The organism is Listeria sp. ILCC796 (assembly GCF_900186175.1).
GTDB lineage: Bacteria > Bacillota > Bacilli > Lactobacillales > Listeriaceae > Listeria > Listeria goaensis.
Genome location: NZ_FYBV01000001.1, coordinates 514,022 through 532,598 on the forward strand (window position 1 = coordinate 514,022; position 18,577 = coordinate 532,598).

Consider the following 18,577-nt stretch of genomic DNA (forward strand, 5'->3'; position numbering starts at 1 on the left):
AGCCCCAGACTGATGATAAACGACAATCTTCGGAGTTCTTGCCTCCGCTCCGGTACTCGGCAATGCGTGAGAATCTCATCATTTGGCATCAGTCTGATTGTGCTTAGTACGTTTTGTTTGGCTTACGTTTAGCGTTTTTCTACAAGCTGAAAGACCTTATATAAGGTCTTTTTGTCTTTTACGATAGTCCTCCAGCTCAAACAAAAACCATTCCAATTTTTGCTCCCTATTCCCAACTCCCGTTTTCAACTCTAAATCAATCTCTGAAATACGTAGCAAAGCATAATTAAGTTCTTCCTGACTAAATCCACGTGCTTGTTTTGCCGCTAGCTTCGCCCGAAATGGGTGAACTTTCAACGTGCCTGCCGCTTGTTGCGAACTATAGCCTTCTTTTTCTAAAATTTTAAGCTGACTTAGAAGCCGGAACTGACTTCCAATTAAAGCCATAATTTTAATTGGCTCCTCTTTTTGTTTCAATAAGTCATAATAAATTCGAAGTGCACCTGAAATGTCTTGGGCAATCAATTTGTCGAGCAGTAAAAAGATATTTTGCTCCAGTGAGCGAACGACTAAATCATCAACGTCACTTAACCCAATTTGCTTTTCTTCAAATTTAAAAAGCATGAGTTTGTCTAGTTCATTCATCGCCGTAGTCAAATTTCCGCTTGTAAGTTCAAATAGACGCAAAATGGCATCTTGTTTCATCTCGAATTCATTTTGCTTCACTTTGTTTTGTATCCAGCCAATAAATTCTTTTTCATTTGGACGTTTCGCTTCAATAACTGTCGCTGTTTTTTTCAGCAGCTTCGTAAGTTTTTTACGCTCATCCAGCTTTTCAACGTGGGCAATGAAGCATAGAATGGAATAATCAACCGGTTCATTTAAATACGCTTCTAGTTTTTCCGTTTGATGTTCCACTTTACTTTTATTTTTTTCAGTCGTCAGAAAAGTCGGATTGCTAGCTAACACAAGGCGTTTCTCACCAAAAAATGGCAAAGTTTCCGCTTCTTCAAGCACTGATTGAATAGGCATTTCATCTAAATCAAAATGGACATAATTGAACTCCGTATCTTCTTCCGAAAGAACATTTTCAAGCAGTCGTTTCTTCGTTTCGTTGATAATATAATCTTCCACGCCGATAATTAAGTAAACAGGCGCAATCTTTTTTTGTTCTATTTTCTTCCACTCATCTATCAAAACAACCACTCCTCTCTCCCATCCTAATCCAATCCAGCTTTCTTTTCAAGCGTAAAATGAAACCCTTCGCCAAAAATATATGTTATCATTCCAGTTTGATCCGTTCGGAAAATTGCGACTTGATTTTTTTCAAGAGTCCTAAGCGTTTCCGCGTGTGGATGCCCGAAACGATTATTTAATCCACAAGAAATCAGCCCTAAGCGCGGCTTAACTGCCTTGACAAAAGCATCGGTTGTCGATGTTTTGCTTCCATGGTGCGCAACTTTTAAAATATCAGCTTGAATATCTTTGTTGCGAAGCACTTCTTCTGCTGGCGCTTCAATATCCCCTGTAAAAAGCCACGTCAGACCATCTAAATTTGCTTTTATGACAAGCGAATCATCGTTAGCACCTGCGCCTTTTTCATCAGGGTGTAAAACCGTTAAACTATTTTCCCCGTAATTAAAATGCGCACCTGACACAAGCTCCTCCACAGGAATATCATTTAACTCCAAAAGAGTCGCTCCTAAAATCGCTTTTTGACCAGAACCCGCACTAATATAAAGTTGTTCAATCCGCATTTCCTTAGCGAGCTCGTCTAGCGCCTCCATATGATCCGCATCTGCATGCGTAATAAAAACTTTATCAAGCTGCTTAACCCCACGCGCTTTTAAACTAGGCGCTAACACGTTTGTCCCTATCGAAAACTCTTTTTGTTTCCTCTGCCACTCTTCTTTTGCAAAAGGGAGTGTTCCCCCAGTATCGATTAAAAAGGTTCCAGCATTTCGAGGTAACTGTATCAAAATGCTATCCCCTTGCGACACATCAATGAAAACGACTTCCCCTTTAAGCGGGAAATTTTGCCAATTGCATAGACTTAAATAAACAACAAAAATGAAAAATGCCCGTTTAAAGTATTGTTTTTCAAGTAACATGAAAAAGAGAAATAGGATAATGATAAATAAACATAGGAAAATCCCGTTTGGTCTGCCAGTTACAATACTCTTAAAAGGTAGCTCCGCTAATATTTGTGTCACTTGCTCGGTGAAATGAAGAAGCTGTGTAAGTATGAAGTTTGGAATGACAAAAAACAGTGGCTGTAAAGACATGAAAAAACACAAAAAAACAAGTGGCACAATGATGACTGAAAATAAAGGTACGTAAAAAATATTGAGCAAAATTCCAATAACCGAAAACTCATAGAAATGAAACATCATTACGATAGAAGATGCTAATGTGGAAATAATCGATATGGTAAGGCCACTCAACCACATATTCGCTATTCGATTTACAATCTTCCTTGATAAAATGATAGCAAAGGCGACGCTATATGTTAATTGGAATCCTACTTCAAAAACAACATACGGATTTAAGAGGACAAAAAGTATGAATGTAAGTGAAATAGCCGACAAAGCAGATAGCTTCTTCGCAAAAAGTACAACTAAAAAACTCATTCCAGCGGCTCGAATAACTGGTGGATTACATCCTGCTAATAAGGCGTAGGATGGGATTAAAATGAGCAGCAGCACTCGACTTGCTTCACGCGTTAAACCGGCACGAAGGAACAGCCCGAAAGAAAGCGATACAAACAAACTAACATGCAGGCCTGAAATAGCCAAAAGATGCACAACGCCGAGTTTTTGATATTGGCTAAAAATATCATCATCAAATAAACTTTTTTCGCCAACAATTAAAGCCGCAACGTACGGCGAAGCTTTTTCGTCATAAGTTCGTTCGATGTAGTCGATAATCGAATGTCTAATATTTTCAACTTTTTGAAGGAAATTTTCCTTTTTCGACTCCCCAAATTGAATATTTGTAGCCTTCGCTACATAGTGAATTCCTTTGTGTTTTAAATAATTTTGGTAATTAAACTGGGCATCATTTCGATTGGGTATAGGGCGTTCTAAGGTCGCGTTAGCTGTGTAGGACATACCCAGTTTTAACTTTTGAAGAAGTTCTTTTTCAGCTTTTGAAGTGATTTTATATGTGACAAGAATTTTTTCTTGTTGATAAAAGGAAATGAATTGCAGTTTGTCCCCATCAATTTTCAATTCGGATTGAATGAAATTAGCTACTTTTATTTCTTCTGGTTTTAACTTGGTTACATTGCGTTGTTCTACCGTAGTTATATACAGAAAGGTCGCAATTGCCACAAAAAATAAGAGCATACACTTTTTATCTTTTATGCTTAATATGAGACATAGTGCGAAATTGATGGCTAAAAAAAGAGGAGTCAAAAAGACTCCTAAAATGGAAAAAATAAGAACCACAACCGAAAAAAATGTATATCGTTCGATGGCCTTCACTCCGTTTCTTAAGATAGTCTGTTTTCTAAGTTCGCATAGAGCTTTTGGATATATTCATCAGGTATTTGTTCGGAAATAGCAGCTTGCTTGACTTCATCAAGTAGCTCTTCTTTATTTAATTTTTCTCCCGCAAAAATATGTGAATCAAACGGGATTTTTTTCACTTCTACTCCTGCTTGTTGGAACAATTCGACAGCATAGGCGTGATTTTTGTAGTCTACCGCGTAGCAGACCGTTTTAATGCCCGCTTGAATTATGGATTTACAACATGCCACACAAGGAAAATGCGTGACATACATTTCTGCGCCGTCTGTTGATGCGCCAAACTTTGCACATTGTAAAATGGCATTCATTTCAGCATGAATGGTTCGAATACAGTGACCTTCCACGACTAAACAACCGTGTTCAGCGCAGTGGTCACCACCTGCGATAGAGCCATTATATCCGCCAGCAATAATGCGTTTATCACGTACAATTGTTGCACCTACCATTAGGCGTGTGCATGTACTTCTCGAAGAAATTAGATGGCTTTGCGCCATAAAAAACTGGTCCCAAGCAATACGTTTCATGATTCTACCTCACTTTCACCTTTAAGTATAAATTTGATGTTTTAGGGAGTCAATCAAAAATTTAAACCTCTACATACTCTTTTAACTTCTCAACGGTCTTTTCGCCAATTCCACTGACATTTTTTAAGTCATTTATCGTTTGAAATAAACCTTCTTTTTCACGGTATTCTAGAATTGCTTTTGCTTTCGCCGCACCAATGCCCGGCACTTGTTGTAAATCACTGATTGAAGCTTGATTGAGATTTATTTTTTGTCCTGCATTAGAATTTTCTGCGGATCCGCTTGATGCAATTTGTTTTGCCTCACCGTTTTTATACACGGTAATCACCATTTCATCTTTTAATTTCTCTGCTAAATTGATAGCATTTAAGTCCGCTTCAGCTGTGAAGCCGCCTGAAACTGTAATGGCATCTTTTACACGCCCATCAAACGCGATTTCGTAAACGCCCGGATTTTTCACAGCACCTTTGACATCAACTACAACCGTTTTACTCCCCGACTTTTCTTCGGTCTCTGCAGTTTCTTCTTTTGGCACATTGGGAATAAGTTCGGCTTTTGCCGCGTTATTTGTGGCTGGTTGCAACATAACATAGCTTATCACGATGATACACAAAACAATTGCCCCGCAGAGCCAAAACCATTTCGGATACTTTTGATACAGTTCTTTCATACTTTATCTCCTTTTATTTTTACTTATTCGACATTGGCAACTAAATTCCTCATGAAGACATAAAAAAAGAAAGCAGTTTTTTACACTACTTTCTTGCTAAAAAGAAGATTCTTTCGCTCTTTTCATCTGGTTTTTCCAGCGAAAAATCTGCATACACGCTAATTTTGCTAAATCCGGCGGCAATTAATTTTTTTTCATATGTCGCAACCGGATACGTTCTTTCTTTATGGAGTTCATCTTTCCGGAAGTAAGAACCATCGCTATTTTCAACAAAAAAAGTTAACTCATGTTCAACCGAATGAGGCGCTTCTCCGGGAAATGAATTCCAAATCGTTGAAACGCTTAAATCGCTATCACCGTAACTATAATTTTGAAAACCAACGTCCACTTTATAAACGGAATGCACATCAAACAAGAAGGCTCCATCTGTATTTAAATGTTCATAAACTCTCTCGAACGTTGCATCTAGCTCTTTTTCGGTTTCTAAATAGTTGAGTGAATCACAAAAACAGGTCACAACATCGAAGCTCTTTTGGAATGAAAAATTGGTCATATTTTCTGCCAAAAAAGGAATGGGTAGGTTGGTGGCGTTCATTTTAGCTTCTGCCACGTGAACCATTTCTTCTGATAGGTCAAGACCTGTGACGTCGTAGCCTTGAAAATGCATGCGAATAGCAAATTCACCTGTCCCGCTTGCCAAATCAAGCAACGTTTTTTTATCCTTTGGAAGTACTTGATGTGCGAAATCAGCCCACTCATCGTAGAGTTCCACGTCCATTAGTTCATCATACACTTGTGGAAAAAATTCGTAGCTCACAGTCGTACATCTCCTTTATGAAGTGAACGCTTTTGAAACATCTTCAAGCGGGGCATCTCCCCAAAGTTTTTCCAAATTGTAGTAAGAACGTTCATCGCGGTGGAATACGTGGACGATAACATCGCCTAAATCAATCAGCACCCACTGGGCAGCTTCTAAGCCTTCTAAACGCTTCACTTCGACATCATTTTCTTGTGCTTGTTCTTTAATTTCGCGCGCAATGGCTTCGACTTGTTTATCAGAATTACCATGACAAATGACAAAATAGTCGGCAAAACTAGACAAACCTTTCATATTTAGTGCTAGAATATCTTCCGCACGCTTGTCGTCAGCTGCTTTTGCAACTAACATGAGTACATCATAACTATTCAAATTTCAAAACATCTCCTTCTTTAATTAAAAACGCATAATGATTGTAAGCTAAAAATGTATCTGGGAATATCGGCTGCTCTTTACTCGCTAAATAGCCAATCGTACGACCAAGAGCAAACAACATTCCTTTGTCTAAAGAAGCCGCGGTGATTTTTCTCGCTTCGTCCACGCCAGGGAAATCCCGACCGGGCTCCGTATAGTCAGCTAAAAAAATAATTTTATCTAGTGTTGACATGTTTTCTGTACCAGTCGTATGCCAGCGAATGGCATCTAAAATCGCCTCATCGGTAATGCCAAATTCATGCTCCGCCAAGTAAGCCCCAACTGGTGCATGCCAAATCGCATTTTGATAGCGCAAAAATTCCGGATTCATCTTCTCTTGCACGATGATATCGCGTGCTTTCGCATCATCGATATATTTCGCATAGTCGTGCAAAATGGCAGCAATACTTGCCTTCTCTTCCGATTCAAAATAAATTTTGGCGAGCTTTATGGCCGTTTCCTCGACACCAAGCGTATGAATAAACCTTTTTTCAGGCATTGCTTGGCGTACTTTTTCAAGCATTTCATCACGATTCATATAACTGATGCTCCTTCACATACCGCACAACTTGTTTCGGTAAAAAATAGTCAATTGGCATCTTTTTCGCCATGCGCTCACGAATGAGTGAAGACGACACAGACATTTCCGGCACAAACACATTCTTAACTGGGTAAGGCGTTTCAAGGCAATATTCTGGGCGATTTACGCCAACAAATTGAACCAGCTGAACTAACTGGTCAACGTTGTACCAATTTGGTAAATATTCTACCATATCCCCACCAATAATAAAATAGTAGTCTGTATCTGGATTTTCTTCCACCATTTCTTTCATTGTATCATAAGTGAAAGATTTCCCCGCACGCAAAAGTTCACGCGTATCCATTGCAAAATGCGGATTATCAGAAATCGCATGCTGCAACATCTCAGCGCGGTTTGTAGCCGAAACATTCCCGCTCTCTTTATGCGGTGGAACTGAATTTGGGAGGAAAATAATTTGTTCCAAGTTCAGCGCTACCCTGACCTCGTTTGCAATAATCAAATGAGCAATATGTGGCGGATCAAAAGTGCCACCTAAAATACCAACGCGCTTTTTCATAGTTTCACCTCAAATTTAAGGTAATACAATTTGTTTTTTAGTTTTCGATTCTTTATATAAAATAATAGTGCGGCCAATCACTTGAACTAGTTCGGCGCCGGCCCGGCCACTAATTGTTTCCGCCACTTCTTCTTTTGGGACTTCACAATTTTGTAAAACGGAAATTTTAATGAGTTCACGAGCTTCAAGCGCTTCCGCAATTTGAATCACCATATTTGGTGTCACGCCGCCTTTTCCAACTTGAAAAATCGGGTGAAGCGAATGCGCATTTTTTCGTAAATAACGTTTTTGTGGGTTTGTTAACATCGTTTTCCTCCTATAATGAAGCAAGCACCGCCTGTTTCATAATTTCTGTATCAGGCTTTTGCCCCGTCCATAATTCAAAGGCAAGTGCGCCTTGATGAATAAACATCGGCAAGCCGTTTTGAATGATTGCCTGCTTCTCTTCTGCTTCTTTTAAAAATGGCGTTTTTTTCGGATTATAAATTATATCGCTAACAATTGTCCCCGGACGCAAATTAGCTAATGACAGTGGCGTTTCATTCGCGGTTTTCAGGAGACCAACTGAGGTCGTTTGAATCACAACTGAAAAAGACGCCAATTGTTTTTCCGCCTCCGAAATGGTGAGCGCAGCATCTTCCGGATAGCCTTGAATTAGCTGTTCCGCCTTTGAAATGGTGCGGTTCGCCACCACCACGCGACTTCCAATTTTTTCCTTAATCGCCAAATAAATGCCTTTACTTGCACCGCCCGCGCCGATGATTAAGACTGAATCAGTTGGGCGTAGCGGGTGGATTTCAGCTAGGCCAGCAAGATAGCCCAAACCATCTGTGTTATAGCCTACCCACTTTGAATTTCTCCGAACGACCGTGTTGACTGCCCCGCATTTTTCGGCAAACTCATCGAGGCTATCTAAAAAAGGAATGATGCGTTCTTTAAACGGTACGGTAACATTAAAACCTTCCATTTTTTCCATAAAAAGAGGGATTTCCGTGTTAAATTGTTCGATATCGATTTTTTGGCGTGTGTAGACGGCTTCCATACCGAGTGCGTGAATCGCTGCATGATGCATTTCTGGCGAGAGCGAATGCGCAATTGGGTTGCCGATTACTGCAAATTTTTCCATTCCGTATGCCTCCTAAATAAGCGGTTCGCGAATCGTCACGTTGACGCCTTTTGGCACCCATGCTGTTACTTTAACATGGCCGTTTGGCACACATACCCAGCCTAATCCTGAAAATACGATATCCGCTTTTTCGCGAATGACAAACGTGTGGGGAACAAGTTCTGGTAAATCTGCCATGTCTTCTTCACTCGGCGGACTTAAAATCAAGCCTTTTTGTGTTTCGTAAAGGTGATCTGCTTTTTCTAATTTCGTCCGGTGTGGCTCAAGCTGGTTCGACATGTAAACGATAAACGATGAGCGCCCACCTTCCGTGAAATCAAGACGTGCAAGCGCACCAAAAAATAACGTCTGCGCACTATTTAATTGGTAGACAACGGGTTTAATTTCTTTTTTCGGTGTAATGAGTTTCAATGTTTTTGGACCGATAAAATGCGCCATTTGATGATGATTAATAATCCCTGGTGTGTCCACTAACACGCGGTTTCCTTCAAGTGGGATTTCAATTTTATCAAGCGTCGTTCCTGGAAATTGTGACGTCGTAATGATGTTGTTTTCACCCGTCGCAAATTTAATAATCCGATTAATTAGCGTTGATTTTCCGACGTTTGTACAACCAACAACAAAAACGTCCTCCCCGTCGCGCAAGTCCTCAATTTGTTCCATCAGCGATTCAAAGCCGTAGCCCTTCTCGGCGCTAATGAGGGCAACATCTGCCGCGCGAAGTCCTAAATCTTTCGCCCGCGTGCGCATATAACGCGTTAATTTATCACGTTTTAAAGACTTTGGTAGCAAGTCCGCTTTATTTCCGACCAAAAGCACTGGGTTGCTTCCGACAAAGCGGTGAAGTCCAGGCAGCCAGCTCCCATCGAAGTCGAAAATATCGACAACGTAAACAATGAGTGCTTTTTTAGCCCCCAAATCATTTAAGATTTTCAAAAAATCATCATCTGTTAAAGAAACATCTTGGATTTCGTTATAATGTTTTAAGCGGAAGCAACGCTGGCAAATGACTTGTTCTTTATCCAGTGAAGATTTTGGTGCATAACCCGGTTTTGATTTGTCCACAGACTGGATAATCGCGCCGCACCCAATACATCTTAATTCTTCGGTCAAAGTGAATCCTCCCATTCCATCGGTTGCTTTTTCGCTAACCGTTTTAAAATAATTCGCTCCATAAAGCGATTAAATTTCGTTGCAAGTCCATCCGTTTCCTTTACTGGACGCACAAAAATTGTCATCAATTTCTGCCTGTTACCACCAAAAATGTCCGTCATAATTTGATCTCCAATCATAATCGTTTCCTCAGGCGTCGAGTCAAGCTCGCGCAGCGCTTTTTGGAAATTTTTGCGAAGTGGTTTTTTGGCTTTGGCTAAAAATGGAATTCGTGTGGCGCGCGCAACTCGTTCAACGCGTTCCTCCGAATTATTCGATAAAATCATCACTTTGATGCCTTCCGCTTCAAGCAGTGTGAACCAGTTAATAATTTCATGCGTCGCGTCCATTTCGTCCCAAGCGAGAAGTGTATTATCTAAATCAGTTAAAATTGTTGTTTTCCCTAAACTTTTAATATGCGTTGCCGTAATTCCAAACGGAGAATTTAACATCCGATCTGGTGAAAATTGCTTTAGCACTCTTTCGCACCCCATTTTATATAGTATAAATCTGCAAATACTATCATACCGTTATTTACAAAGATAATCTACAAATTTTAACATCTTTCTGCTTTTTTTACAAAAAAAGAATGGTTTAATGCTATAATGATGAAGAAATAATCTTACAATTACGCGTTTGATAGGGAGGAAAAAACATGTCAAAAGACTATTCTCTTATTTGGGAACTCGATTCAATTTATAGTGGTGGCAGTAGCTCAACTGAACTCCGTGATGCACTCCAACAAAACAAACAAGAGCTCGATCAATTTGTGCAAAACATTCAGGATTGGAGTATCCCAGAAAATACAGAGGACACCGCAGAATTTCTCATTTTAATCAATCAAAACGCTGATATTTCACGCGTTTTATTAACCGCAAGTTCTTATTTAGAATGTTTAGCCTCGGCCAATGTGAACGATGAACGCGCGCTTGAACTGGCAGCACTTGTTTACCAACATCAATCTATTTTGCAAACGGCAGAAGACGAATGGCATGAAAAATTTGCGCAAATTTCGGACCGCGTTTGGAATGAAATCCTGACACAAAATGGCTTTGAACAAATTGCTTTCGTCTTAAATGAAGCGCGCACAAATCGCAAGAAAAAAGGAACGAAAGAAGTGGAAGCCGCAATTAACGCCCTTTCCGTTGATGGTTACCGTGGCTGGTCTGACCACTATGATACCATCGTGTCAAAAGTTCGCGTTAAAGTCGAGATTGACGGTGAAACAAAAGACCTTTCAGCTGGTCAAGCGCTCAACATGTTGAACCACCCAAAACGTGACGTCCGCCAAGCGGTTTTTCAGGCTTATACGAAAAGTTGGCAGGAAAATGGGCGGCTATTCGCTGACACATTGAACCATTTAGCAGGCTTTCGTTTGGCTACATATGACATGCGTAAATGGGATAAAGTGCTCGCTGAACCGCTTGCGATAAATCGAATGGAGCAAGGCACACTTGACGCGATGTGGAACGTGATTCGCGAACATAAAAGTACCTTTACCACTTTCCTAGATCGTAAAGCCAAATTACTTGGTGTTCCAAAACTTAGCTTTTATGACGTAGAAGCGCCCCTCGTTTTCGGTGAAGATACGAAAAAATATTCTTTCCAAGAAGGCGCGGATTTCATCATTCAACAGTTCCAAAAATTCAGTCCTAAAATGGCCCATTTCGCTGAACATGCTTTCGCCAACAAGTGGATTGAAGCGGAAGATCGCGACAATAAACGTCCAGGCGGTTTTTGCACAGACTTCCCTCTTGTTAAAGAAAGTCGCATTTTTATGACCTATGACGGAGCGCCAAGTACCGTTGCGACACTGGCACATGAGCTGGGACATGCTTTCCATTCATACGTGATTCGCGATGAGCCTTTTGAAAATACTGGCTACGCCATGAATGTTGCTGAAACTGCCTCTACATTTGCTGAAATGATTATTGCCGATGCTTCTGTGAAGGAAGCCAGCACAAAAGAAGAAAAAATAACGCTTCTTGAAGATAAAATTGGGCGCAGTGTGGCATTCTTCATGAATATCCATGCTCGTTTCTTATTCGAAACACGTTTTTACGAAGCGCGTAAAGCAGGTATTTTATCTGTAGACGCACTGAATCGTTTAATGGAAGAAGCCCAGCGTGAAGCTTATTTAGATGCACTTGATGAATATCATCCGCAGTTCTGGGCTTCCAAACTTCATTTTTACATTTCAGAAGTGCCATTTTACAACTTCCCGTACACATTTGGCTACCTCTTCTCGCTTGGTATATATAATAAAGCCATTCAAGAGGGCGAAAGCTACGAAGATAAATACATTGCACTCTTAAAAGATACTGGTGCGATGACAACGGAAGAACTTGCCAAAAAACATCTCGGCGTTGATTTAACAAAACCTGATTTCTGGGAAAGCGCCGTTCAAATTACCGTGAACGATGTTTCTGAATTCCTTAAACTAACAGAAGACTTATAAATACAAAAGCGAGAATCCTAGTGGATTCTCGCTTTTTTAATTCCATTCTTTTAGAAGGGCTAAAATGCATTCTGATGAAGCTTTTGCTGCTGTTTCTAGGAATTCATCGAAGGAAATTGCGGCTTCTTTGTCCGCAACATCAGATAGCGCGCGGATAATCACAAACGGGATATCAAACTGATGCGCTACTTGTGCTATAGCCGTTGCCTCCATTTCGACCGCCTTTACTTCTGGAAAATGTGTAGTGATTTTTTCGCGTTGTTCATCTGTTGAAATAAAGGAATCCGTTGTGGCAATTAATCCGAATACGACTTTGCTCGTGGTTTCTTTTAATTGATTTAAATATACTTTCTCAACTTTCTTTAGCAAATTGGCATCTGCTTGATAGACAGCTGGCATTTGTGGCACTTGACCAAATGTATAGCCAAAGACGGTCGCATCCACATCACCGTAAGTAAGTTGATTTGAAATAATGACATCTGACACATTTAGATTCGCGCCTAGGCCTCCTGCTGAACCAGTATTAATGATGCATTCAGGTTTGTAATGGTCACACAAAATAGTGGTTGAAATCGCGGCATTTACTTTACCAATTCCTGATTGTAGTAGCACGACTTCTTGACCTGAAATTGTCCCACGGTAAAATTTTGCTCCTGCGATTTCTTCTTCTAACAGCAACGTCATTTGCTCTTTTAAAATTTTCACTTCTTCTTCCATCGCGCCAATAATTCCTATCACAAGGAAAACCTCCTTTTTGTCCAAATAAAAACGCCGGAAATTTACCAGCGTTTATCGCTTATCGTTTTGCTTTAACTCTTCCACTTTCATCGGTTGCCAACCTTCTCCGTCACGCCAAGCAATGTATACGCGATACGCTTTATCAGGTGTGCTTTTATCTGAAACTGTTCCGATTGATTCTGTAGCTGGATCTGCGCCGCGTCCTACAAACCAAAGTGTCATGTTATTCGCGTCTATTCCTGTCGCTTCCGAAAAAGCTTGGATTTTTTCTTTCCAATCACGGCTAGTTGCATCGTAAGAGTTTACATGTTCACCCGATTGTTTCGTTCCGACAGGTTTCCAGTCTTTTGTAATGACTTGATTTACATTTGGATCATCGCTTTTTTCGGTCGTAGTCGTGTCTTTAGACGCAGACTCGTCCTGTTTTTCTGCTTTTTTAGCCTTCTCACTTTTTGCGGCATCTTCTTTTTCCGTTGTAGAAGATGCCGTTTTAGTTTCTGTTGGTGTATCAGAATTATCGGTTGCCAAAATAACAAAATAAAGCGAAGCAACGATTAAAAGCGATACAATGATGATCAAAATATTTAAAATCAAGTTTGTTTTTTTGCGTTTCGTGTTCGACTCGAGCCTGGATCCTTCCACGCTATTTTGCTTCACACGGCGATTTTTATTTTGCTTTGTCACCATATTTGAGTCTCACCACCTTGTTCAAAAGCAGGATTATGCTTCAATTTTAATAATTTTAACGGTCATATCGCCGCCTGGCGTTTGAATGTTTACTTCTTCACCAATTGCATGGCCGATTAAACCTTTAGCGATTGGAGAATCGTTAGAAATACGACCTTCAAATGGATCAGCTTCCGCACTACCGACAATCGTGTACGTTTCTTCATCGCCGCCTGGAACTTCCGCAAAAGTTACCTTTTTGCCGAGTGAAACCGTATCATTATCGACTTCTGAGCCATCAATGATGTGCGCGTTACGAAGCATGTTTTCAATTGTCGTAATCCGTCCTTCAACGAATGCTTGCTCATCTTTTGCGGAATCATATTCCGAGTTCTCGGATAAGTCACCGAAACCACGCGCAATTTTAATGCGCTCAACAACTTCTTTACGTTTTACAGTTTTTAATTCATGTAATTCATTTTCTAATTTTGCTTTCCCTTCAAGGGTCATTGGAAATACTTTTTCAGTTGCCAAAATAGTTTCTCTCCTTTTTGAACATTTCTTTGTATAGAAAAGTACGGAGACTATCCCCGCACCATGATCGAATATTTACTTTACGCAAGAAAGATAACCGTTCTTTCTTTCAAGTAGTAAGCAAATCTCTTTCATTTCATAACGCAAATTTTACAGTAATTTGGATACTTTGACAAGCCCAACGAATCTTATTACATATTTTCCTGAAGCACGCTTGCTATTTTTGTTGTCATTAAATCAATCGCCACATGATTTTGCCCGCCTTCTGGAATAATAATATCGGCATATTTTTTTGTAGGCTCGATAAACTCGTTATGCATCGGTTTGACAACCGTTAAATATTGCTCGATAACGGAATCAAGCGAGCGTTCTCGTTCTTTAATATCACGCAACAGACGACGAATAATGCGAATGTCATCATCTGTATCGACATAGACTTTAATATCCATTAAATCGCGCAGCCGAGGATCTTCTAAAATTAAAATACCTTCTAAAATGATAACGTCGCGTGGCTCTTGATGAATAAGCATATCTGAACGCGTATGTTTCGTATAATCATATACGGGCTTATCAATCGCTTCAAAACGGAGCAGCTGCTTAACATGTTCAATTAATAAGTCGGTATCAAACGCGAGTGGATGATCGTAATTAGTTTTAAGTCTTTCTTCAAAAGAAAGTTCCGTTTGATCTTTGTAATAAAAATCTTGTTCAATCATTAAAATAGAATGTTCATCAAAATGATCGAATATTTTTTTGCATACGCTCGTCTTTCCTGAGCCTGATCCACCTGTAACTCCCACAACAACTGGCTTTTTCTTCATGATATTTCGCTCCTTCTAGTAATCGCAAGTCCATCTCCCAGCGGAATTGTTGTCGTCACAAAATTTTCTTGTTCCACTAAAAATTGGTTGAAATCTCGCATTTTACGAGCAACACGTGCCTTTTTCTTAACCTCATCGGATTCATCAAGCGCGAGTCCTTTAAATAAAACATTATCGCTGTATAAAACGCCCTTTTGATTTAAACTTGGCGTATAAAGCGCGAAAAATTTTTCATATTGCGCTTTCGCTGCATCAATAAAAATGGCATCATACGGTCCCTTTTCAAGCAGCTTATCCGCGTCAATTAGCGCATCTCCGAGCACACAATCAATATTGTTCGCCCCGTAGCGTTCAATGTTTTCCAAGGCCGTCTGATGACGTTCCTCATCGCGTTCAATCGTTACAATTTCAGCGTTTGGGAGTATGTCTTGCATGCGTAGTGCTGAATAACCAATTGCCGTTCCAAGCTCTAAAATGCGCTTTGGCTGTTGAATTGCCATAATTTGTAGCATCGCGTGCAAGGAATCTGCTTCCATAATAGGCACATGATTTTCTTTCGCAAACTCTTCCATTTTTGTAAAGAAAACAGATCGTTTTGGAATTTGCGCAACTAGGTAATCTTGAATAGTTTGATTCATAAACTTCCCCTCTTACTCTTGATTGCTTGTAATATGCTCTTCTTTCAAGCGATTATGTTCGTCTAATGTTTTTGAAAAATAAACTTTCCCTGTTTTTGTATTCGCTAAAAAGTATAGATAGTCGGTTTTTTCTGGATAGAGCGCTGCTTCCATCGAATTTTGACCGCTATTTGCAATCGGGCCCGGCGGTAAGCCGTTCACACGATAAGTATTGTAAGGTGAATCTACTTTTAAATCCGAATAAAGGGTTCTGTCCTTATGTTCTCCGAGTGCGTAAAGTACTGTTGGATCGGTTTGGAGGCGCATATTTTCGTCCAAGCGGTTGTAAAAAACGCTTGCGATTTTTTTGCGGTCTACATTTTCTGTCGCTTCTTTTTCAATTAAGGAAGACATCGTTAAAAATTCGTGAACCGACTTCTGTTGCTTCGCTAATTCCGCACGGTACGGCGCTAAGTTCGTGTCCGTTGCTTTAATCATTTCTTCGATAATCGTCTCCGCACTAGCATTTGCATCTTTAAACGTATACGTCGCTGGATATAAGTAGCCTTCTAGCGGATGTTTAATGTCTTTATTCAGCACAGCATCTGTCACCGTGTCAGGATATTTTTTAATCATTTCTTTCACAAAACTTGGGTCATCCATCGTTTTTAAAACGTCATTTTTCTTCAAGTTAGGTTGGTAATTCACGATTCTTTCCGCAATTTGATCCAGTGCATACCCTTCTGGAATGACGAGTTTTTCAGGAGCAACTGTATCGCCTTCTTTTAAGACTTTCACAATTTCATCCGTATCCATTGATGGGCTGAGTTGATATTTACCTGCTTTTAAATTATTTTCATTCGTATATTTAACATAGTATGAAAAAACTCTCGCATCATTAATCACGTTTTTCTCTTCTAATAGATTGCCAATATCTTTCACATTTGACCCTGATGGAATCTCAACAATAACTTCCGCTTTACTATCCGCATCTTTCGCACCTAGTTGACTTTGGATATAAAAATATCCTGAAAAAGTGGCAATTATAAGAACTAGAACGATGGCAGAAATAATAATGGTCATTTTTTTACCTTTAGACTTACTCAAGTTGACCCCTCGTTTCTTTACATTATCCAGTCCATTATACCGATTTTTTCCGCACATTACTATGCGTATTTATTTTTTTTAACAAATTTTAATATTTCATAAAAAAAATCCTGAAAGCGAAGTCACTTTCAGAATTTTCGGCACCTTTAAGCTTCAATCGATTCCACTGATTCAATATTGCGTTTATATAGTCTAACCGAACGACCTTCATTATCATCCAGTAAAAATGTTCCCTCTCCTGTTGGCACTAACGCCTCCGAAATCGCTTTTTTCTGCGAATCGCTCTCTACTGTTTTGCTGTATGTACGCCCGCTCACCATATGAACCGTCACAACAAATTTTTCCATGGTAACCCTTCTTTCATTTTTGGAATAAAACTATCATAACAAAGATTACGCGAAAAAACATACAAAAACCTTTTCTTTTATAAAAAATAACGCGTTATGATTTCCTTATGCTATAATAACAAAGTCACTATTGTATTTAGAAGGAGTCTTTTTATGTTACATACAATTATTCAAAGCCTTCAAGATTTTGTCATGTATTTAATTGATACCTTTGGACATTTCGGGATTTTCCTTGCGATGCTAATCGAGAGCGTCTGTATCCCCCTGCCTAGCGAAGTTGTCATGCTATTTGGTGGTTTTATGGCTGAAGCTGGAAAACTCAATTTTTGGCTTGTTGTATTTGCGGGTATCGCCGGAAACTTAGTCGGCTCACTCATTGCCTACTACATCGGAAAAGCTGGCGGACGAACACTCGTCTTAAAATACGGCAAATATATTTTCTTAAACGTCAAACATCTTGATAAAGCCGAAATTTGGTTTAATCGCTACGGAGCAAGCGCTGTCTTTTTCGGCCGCATCCTCCCAGTTATCCGCACATTTATCTCACTTCCCGCTGGAATTGCCAAAATGAACGTTTCAAAATTTATTCTCTACACAATTCTTGGCTGTATTCCTTGGAATTTATTTTTAACATGGCTCGGCTACACACTTGGCGCTAATTGGTCAATCGTTGAAAAATACACGCGCCCCATTACATATGGAATTTTAGCCCTCTGCATCATTTTTGTCATTTGGCTTGCATACAAGATTTGGAATAAAAAAGCGCGGGCAAGAAATTAAAAAAAGGTATCCCAAATTGGGATACCTTTTTTCGATTATTCTTCGTCCGCTAAAAAAGTAGCTAAGATTTCTTCAATCATATCCCACTCTTCATCAGTTTCAACTGGCATCAGTTGTCCTTGATTGCCTTCTTCATCTTGAATGTAAGAAGAAGCTAAAATTTCGATTTCCTCGTCTTCACTTGCCCCTGCTGGGAAGTAAAGCACGTAAGATTTATCAAATTCCTCTGAATCAAAATTAAATAAAATTTCAAACTGCTCTTCTTGTCCTTCTTCGTTTACAATCGTAATAAAATTTTGTTCTTCCTCGTGATTATGGTTTTCTGACATATACGTCACCTCATTTAATTATTTGCATCTAGGTAGGACTGCAAAATCATCACAGCTGCCAATTTATCAATGACTTGCTTTCTTTTTTTTCGACTTACATCTGCTTCTAAAAGCGTGCGTTCAGCCGCTTGCGTCGTTAAACGCTCGTCCCAAAGCTCGACTTTTATCCCCGTCCGATTTTCAAGAACTTCTGCGTACTTCTCGGAGCTTTCAGCACGTGGACCAAGCGTGTTGTTCATATTTTTGGGCAAACCCACGATAATCTTTTCTACCTCATATTCTGTCGCAAGTTCCTGTACACGATTATAGCCAAATTGCTTTGCTTCCTCGTTAATCGCAATGGTTTCAATCCCTTGCGCCGTCCAGCCCAGTGCATCACTTATCGCAACGCCGACCGTTTTAGAGCCGACGTCTAAACCCATTATTCTCATTTTCCACCAATTTCGTTGTTTTTTAAATATGCGCGAACTAATTCTTCGATGATTTCATCACGTTCCAGTTTACGAATTAAGTTTCGGGCATCCATGTGGCGCGGGATATAGGCAGGGTCTCCAGAAAGTAAATAGCCAACAATTTGATTGACAGGATTGTACCCTTTCTCTTCAAGCGCTGAATAGACTTGGCTCATAATCTTTTTGACATCTTCTTCAATGGAACCGTCACCGAAATTATAATGCATTGTTTGATCTTTAGTACCCATAATTCTAAACACCTCAATTCCTTCGCTCTTCCACCTATTTTACACTAACCGTTCAGAATTGACAAAGAAATTATATACTTTAACACAATTTTAATATTGTTTAAAGCGAGTTCGCGAAAGCATTTAAGAGGAGCAACACGTCAAACAAGC

The 18,577-nt window shown here is 39.7% G+C and carries 24 protein-coding genes; 2 read left to right on the forward strand and 22 right to left on the reverse strand.

Features of this window, described 5'->3' with window-relative positions; translation table 11 throughout:
- Positions 1-156: 156 nt before the first annotated feature.
- The 12 genes from holA to CFS04_RS02530 all read right to left on the reverse strand — a co-directional run bounded on the left by holA (position 157) and on the right by CFS04_RS02530 (position 9,809).
- Complete coding sequence (gene holA / locus CFS04_RS02475; protein WP_088809020.1) at positions 157-1,197, reverse strand: DNA polymerase III subunit delta; 1,041 nt, start codon at positions 1,195-1,197, stop codon at positions 157-159.
- 23 nt (positions 1,198-1,220) lie between these two features.
- A complete protein-coding gene (locus tag CFS04_RS02480) occupies positions 1,221-3,485 on the reverse strand; it encodes a DNA internalization-related competence protein ComEC/Rec2 (RefSeq protein ID WP_369821505.1) in 2,265 nt (754 codons plus the stop codon).
- A gap of 8 nt (positions 3,486-3,493) precedes the next feature.
- Complete coding sequence (locus CFS04_RS02485) at positions 3,494-4,054, reverse strand: ComE operon protein 2 (RefSeq protein ID WP_088809022.1); 561 nt, start codon at positions 4,052-4,054, stop codon at positions 3,494-3,496.
- A gap of 61 nt (positions 4,055-4,115) precedes the next feature.
- Positions 4,116-4,724, reverse strand: coding sequence for a helix-hairpin-helix domain-containing protein (locus CFS04_RS02490; protein WP_088809023.1), 609 nt, complete (start codon positions 4,722-4,724; stop codon positions 4,116-4,118).
- 85 nt (positions 4,725-4,809) lie between these two features.
- The gene (locus CFS04_RS02495) at positions 4,810-5,541 is read right to left on the reverse strand and encodes a class I SAM-dependent methyltransferase (RefSeq protein WP_088809024.1); all 732 of its coding nucleotides are present in this window, start codon (positions 5,539-5,541) and stop codon (positions 4,810-4,812) included.
- Between the two features lie 15 nt (positions 5,542-5,556).
- Positions 5,557-5,913, reverse strand: coding sequence for a ribosome silencing factor (gene rsfS, locus CFS04_RS02500; RefSeq protein ID WP_088809025.1), 357 nt, complete (start codon positions 5,911-5,913; stop codon positions 5,557-5,559).
- Positions 5,906-6,493, reverse strand: coding sequence for a bis(5'-nucleosyl)-tetraphosphatase (symmetrical) YqeK (gene yqeK / locus CFS04_RS02505; protein WP_088809026.1), 588 nt, complete (start codon positions 6,491-6,493; stop codon positions 5,906-5,908). Before yqeK ends, rsfS begins: the two co-directional genes overlap by 8 nt.
- Positions 6,483-7,052: a nicotinate-nucleotide adenylyltransferase gene (locus CFS04_RS02510; protein ID WP_088809027.1), complete on the reverse strand. Its 570-nt coding sequence runs from the start codon at positions 7,050-7,052 to the stop codon at positions 6,483-6,485. Before CFS04_RS02510 ends, yqeK begins: the two co-directional genes overlap by 11 nt.
- A gap of 15 nt (positions 7,053-7,067) precedes the next feature.
- The gene (gene yhbY / locus CFS04_RS02515; RefSeq protein ID WP_088809028.1) at positions 7,068-7,358 is read right to left on the reverse strand and encodes a ribosome assembly RNA-binding protein YhbY; all 291 of its coding nucleotides are present in this window, start codon (positions 7,356-7,358) and stop codon (positions 7,068-7,070) included.
- 10 nt (positions 7,359-7,368) lie between these two features.
- Positions 7,369-8,178 (reverse strand): shikimate dehydrogenase, encoded by an 810-nt coding sequence (gene aroE / locus CFS04_RS02520; RefSeq protein ID WP_088809029.1) that lies wholly within the window; start codon positions 8,176-8,178, stop codon positions 7,369-7,371.
- 12 nt (positions 8,179-8,190) lie between these two features.
- A complete protein-coding gene (yqeH, locus tag CFS04_RS02525) occupies positions 8,191-9,291 on the reverse strand; it encodes a ribosome biogenesis GTPase YqeH (RefSeq protein ID WP_088809030.1) in 1,101 nt (366 codons plus the stop codon).
- Entirely contained in the window at positions 9,288-9,809 is a 522-nt protein-coding gene (locus CFS04_RS02530) for a YqeG family HAD IIIA-type phosphatase (RefSeq protein ID WP_088809031.1), read from the reverse strand. The genes yqeH and CFS04_RS02530 overlap by 4 nt, the downstream gene beginning before the upstream one ends.
- 176 nt (positions 9,810-9,985) lie before the next feature.
- Between CFS04_RS02530 and CFS04_RS02535 the strand changes: the two genes are divergently transcribed.
- Positions 9,986-11,788 (forward strand): M3 family oligoendopeptidase, encoded by a 1,803-nt coding sequence (locus tag CFS04_RS02535; protein ID WP_088809032.1) that lies wholly within the window; start codon positions 9,986-9,988, stop codon positions 11,786-11,788.
- Between the two features lie 36 nt (positions 11,789-11,824).
- On the opposite strand, the gene CFS04_RS02540 is transcribed toward CFS04_RS02535, so the two are convergent.
- From CFS04_RS02540 to CFS04_RS02570, 7 genes are all read right to left on the reverse strand, one after another.
- Positions 11,825-12,526, reverse strand: a complete 702-nt coding sequence (locus CFS04_RS02540) for a 5'-methylthioadenosine/adenosylhomocysteine nucleosidase (protein ID WP_088809033.1) — start codon at positions 12,524-12,526, stop codon at positions 11,825-11,827.
- Positions 12,527-12,577: 51 nt separating this feature from the next.
- Complete coding sequence (locus CFS04_RS02545) at positions 12,578-13,213, reverse strand: YrrS family protein (RefSeq protein WP_088809034.1); 636 nt, start codon at positions 13,211-13,213, stop codon at positions 12,578-12,580.
- Positions 13,214-13,246: 33 nt separating this feature from the next.
- Positions 13,247-13,726, reverse strand: a complete 480-nt coding sequence (greA, locus tag CFS04_RS02550; RefSeq protein WP_088809035.1) for a transcription elongation factor GreA — start codon at positions 13,724-13,726, stop codon at positions 13,247-13,249.
- Positions 13,727-13,917: 191 nt separating this feature from the next.
- On the reverse strand, positions 13,918-14,547 hold the full coding sequence (udk, locus tag CFS04_RS02555; protein WP_088809036.1) for a uridine kinase: 630 nt from the start codon (positions 14,545-14,547) through the stop codon (positions 13,918-13,920).
- Entirely contained in the window at positions 14,544-15,185 is a 642-nt protein-coding gene (locus CFS04_RS02560; RefSeq protein ID WP_088809037.1) for an O-methyltransferase, read from the reverse strand. Before CFS04_RS02560 ends, udk begins: the two co-directional genes overlap by 4 nt.
- A 12-nt stretch (positions 15,186-15,197) precedes the next feature.
- On the reverse strand, positions 15,198-16,271 hold the full coding sequence (mltG, locus tag CFS04_RS02565) for an endolytic transglycosylase MltG (protein WP_088809038.1): 1,074 nt from the start codon (positions 16,269-16,271) through the stop codon (positions 15,198-15,200).
- A 146-nt stretch (positions 16,272-16,417) separates the two neighbouring features.
- On the reverse strand, positions 16,418-16,618 hold the full coding sequence (locus CFS04_RS02570; protein ID WP_088809039.1) for a hypothetical protein: 201 nt from the start codon (positions 16,616-16,618) through the stop codon (positions 16,418-16,420).
- Between the two features lie 153 nt (positions 16,619-16,771).
- On the opposite strand from CFS04_RS02570, the gene CFS04_RS02575 reads away from it, so the two are divergent.
- Complete coding sequence (locus tag CFS04_RS02575; RefSeq protein ID WP_088809040.1) at positions 16,772-17,398, forward strand: DedA family protein; 627 nt, start codon at positions 16,772-16,774, stop codon at positions 17,396-17,398.
- A 35-nt stretch (positions 17,399-17,433) separates the two neighbouring features.
- On the opposite strand, the gene CFS04_RS02580 is transcribed toward CFS04_RS02575, so the two are convergent.
- Genes CFS04_RS02580 through CFS04_RS02590 form a run of 3 tightly spaced genes read right to left on the reverse strand, consistent with a single transcriptional unit; the run spans position 17,434 to position 18,427 of the window.
- A complete protein-coding gene (locus CFS04_RS02580; protein WP_088809041.1) occupies positions 17,434-17,727 on the reverse strand; it encodes a DUF1292 domain-containing protein in 294 nt (97 codons plus the stop codon).
- 14 nt (positions 17,728-17,741) lie between these two features.
- Complete coding sequence (gene ruvX, locus CFS04_RS02585) at positions 17,742-18,158, reverse strand: Holliday junction resolvase RuvX (protein WP_088809042.1); 417 nt, start codon at positions 18,156-18,158, stop codon at positions 17,742-17,744.
- Positions 18,155-18,427 carry an IreB family regulatory phosphoprotein gene (locus CFS04_RS02590; protein ID WP_088809043.1) on the reverse strand — a complete coding sequence of 91 codons (273 nt, stop codon included), beginning with the start codon at positions 18,425-18,427 and terminating at the stop codon, positions 18,155-18,157. Before CFS04_RS02590 ends, ruvX begins: the two co-directional genes overlap by 4 nt.
- Between the last annotated feature and the right edge of the window lie 150 nt (positions 18,428-18,577).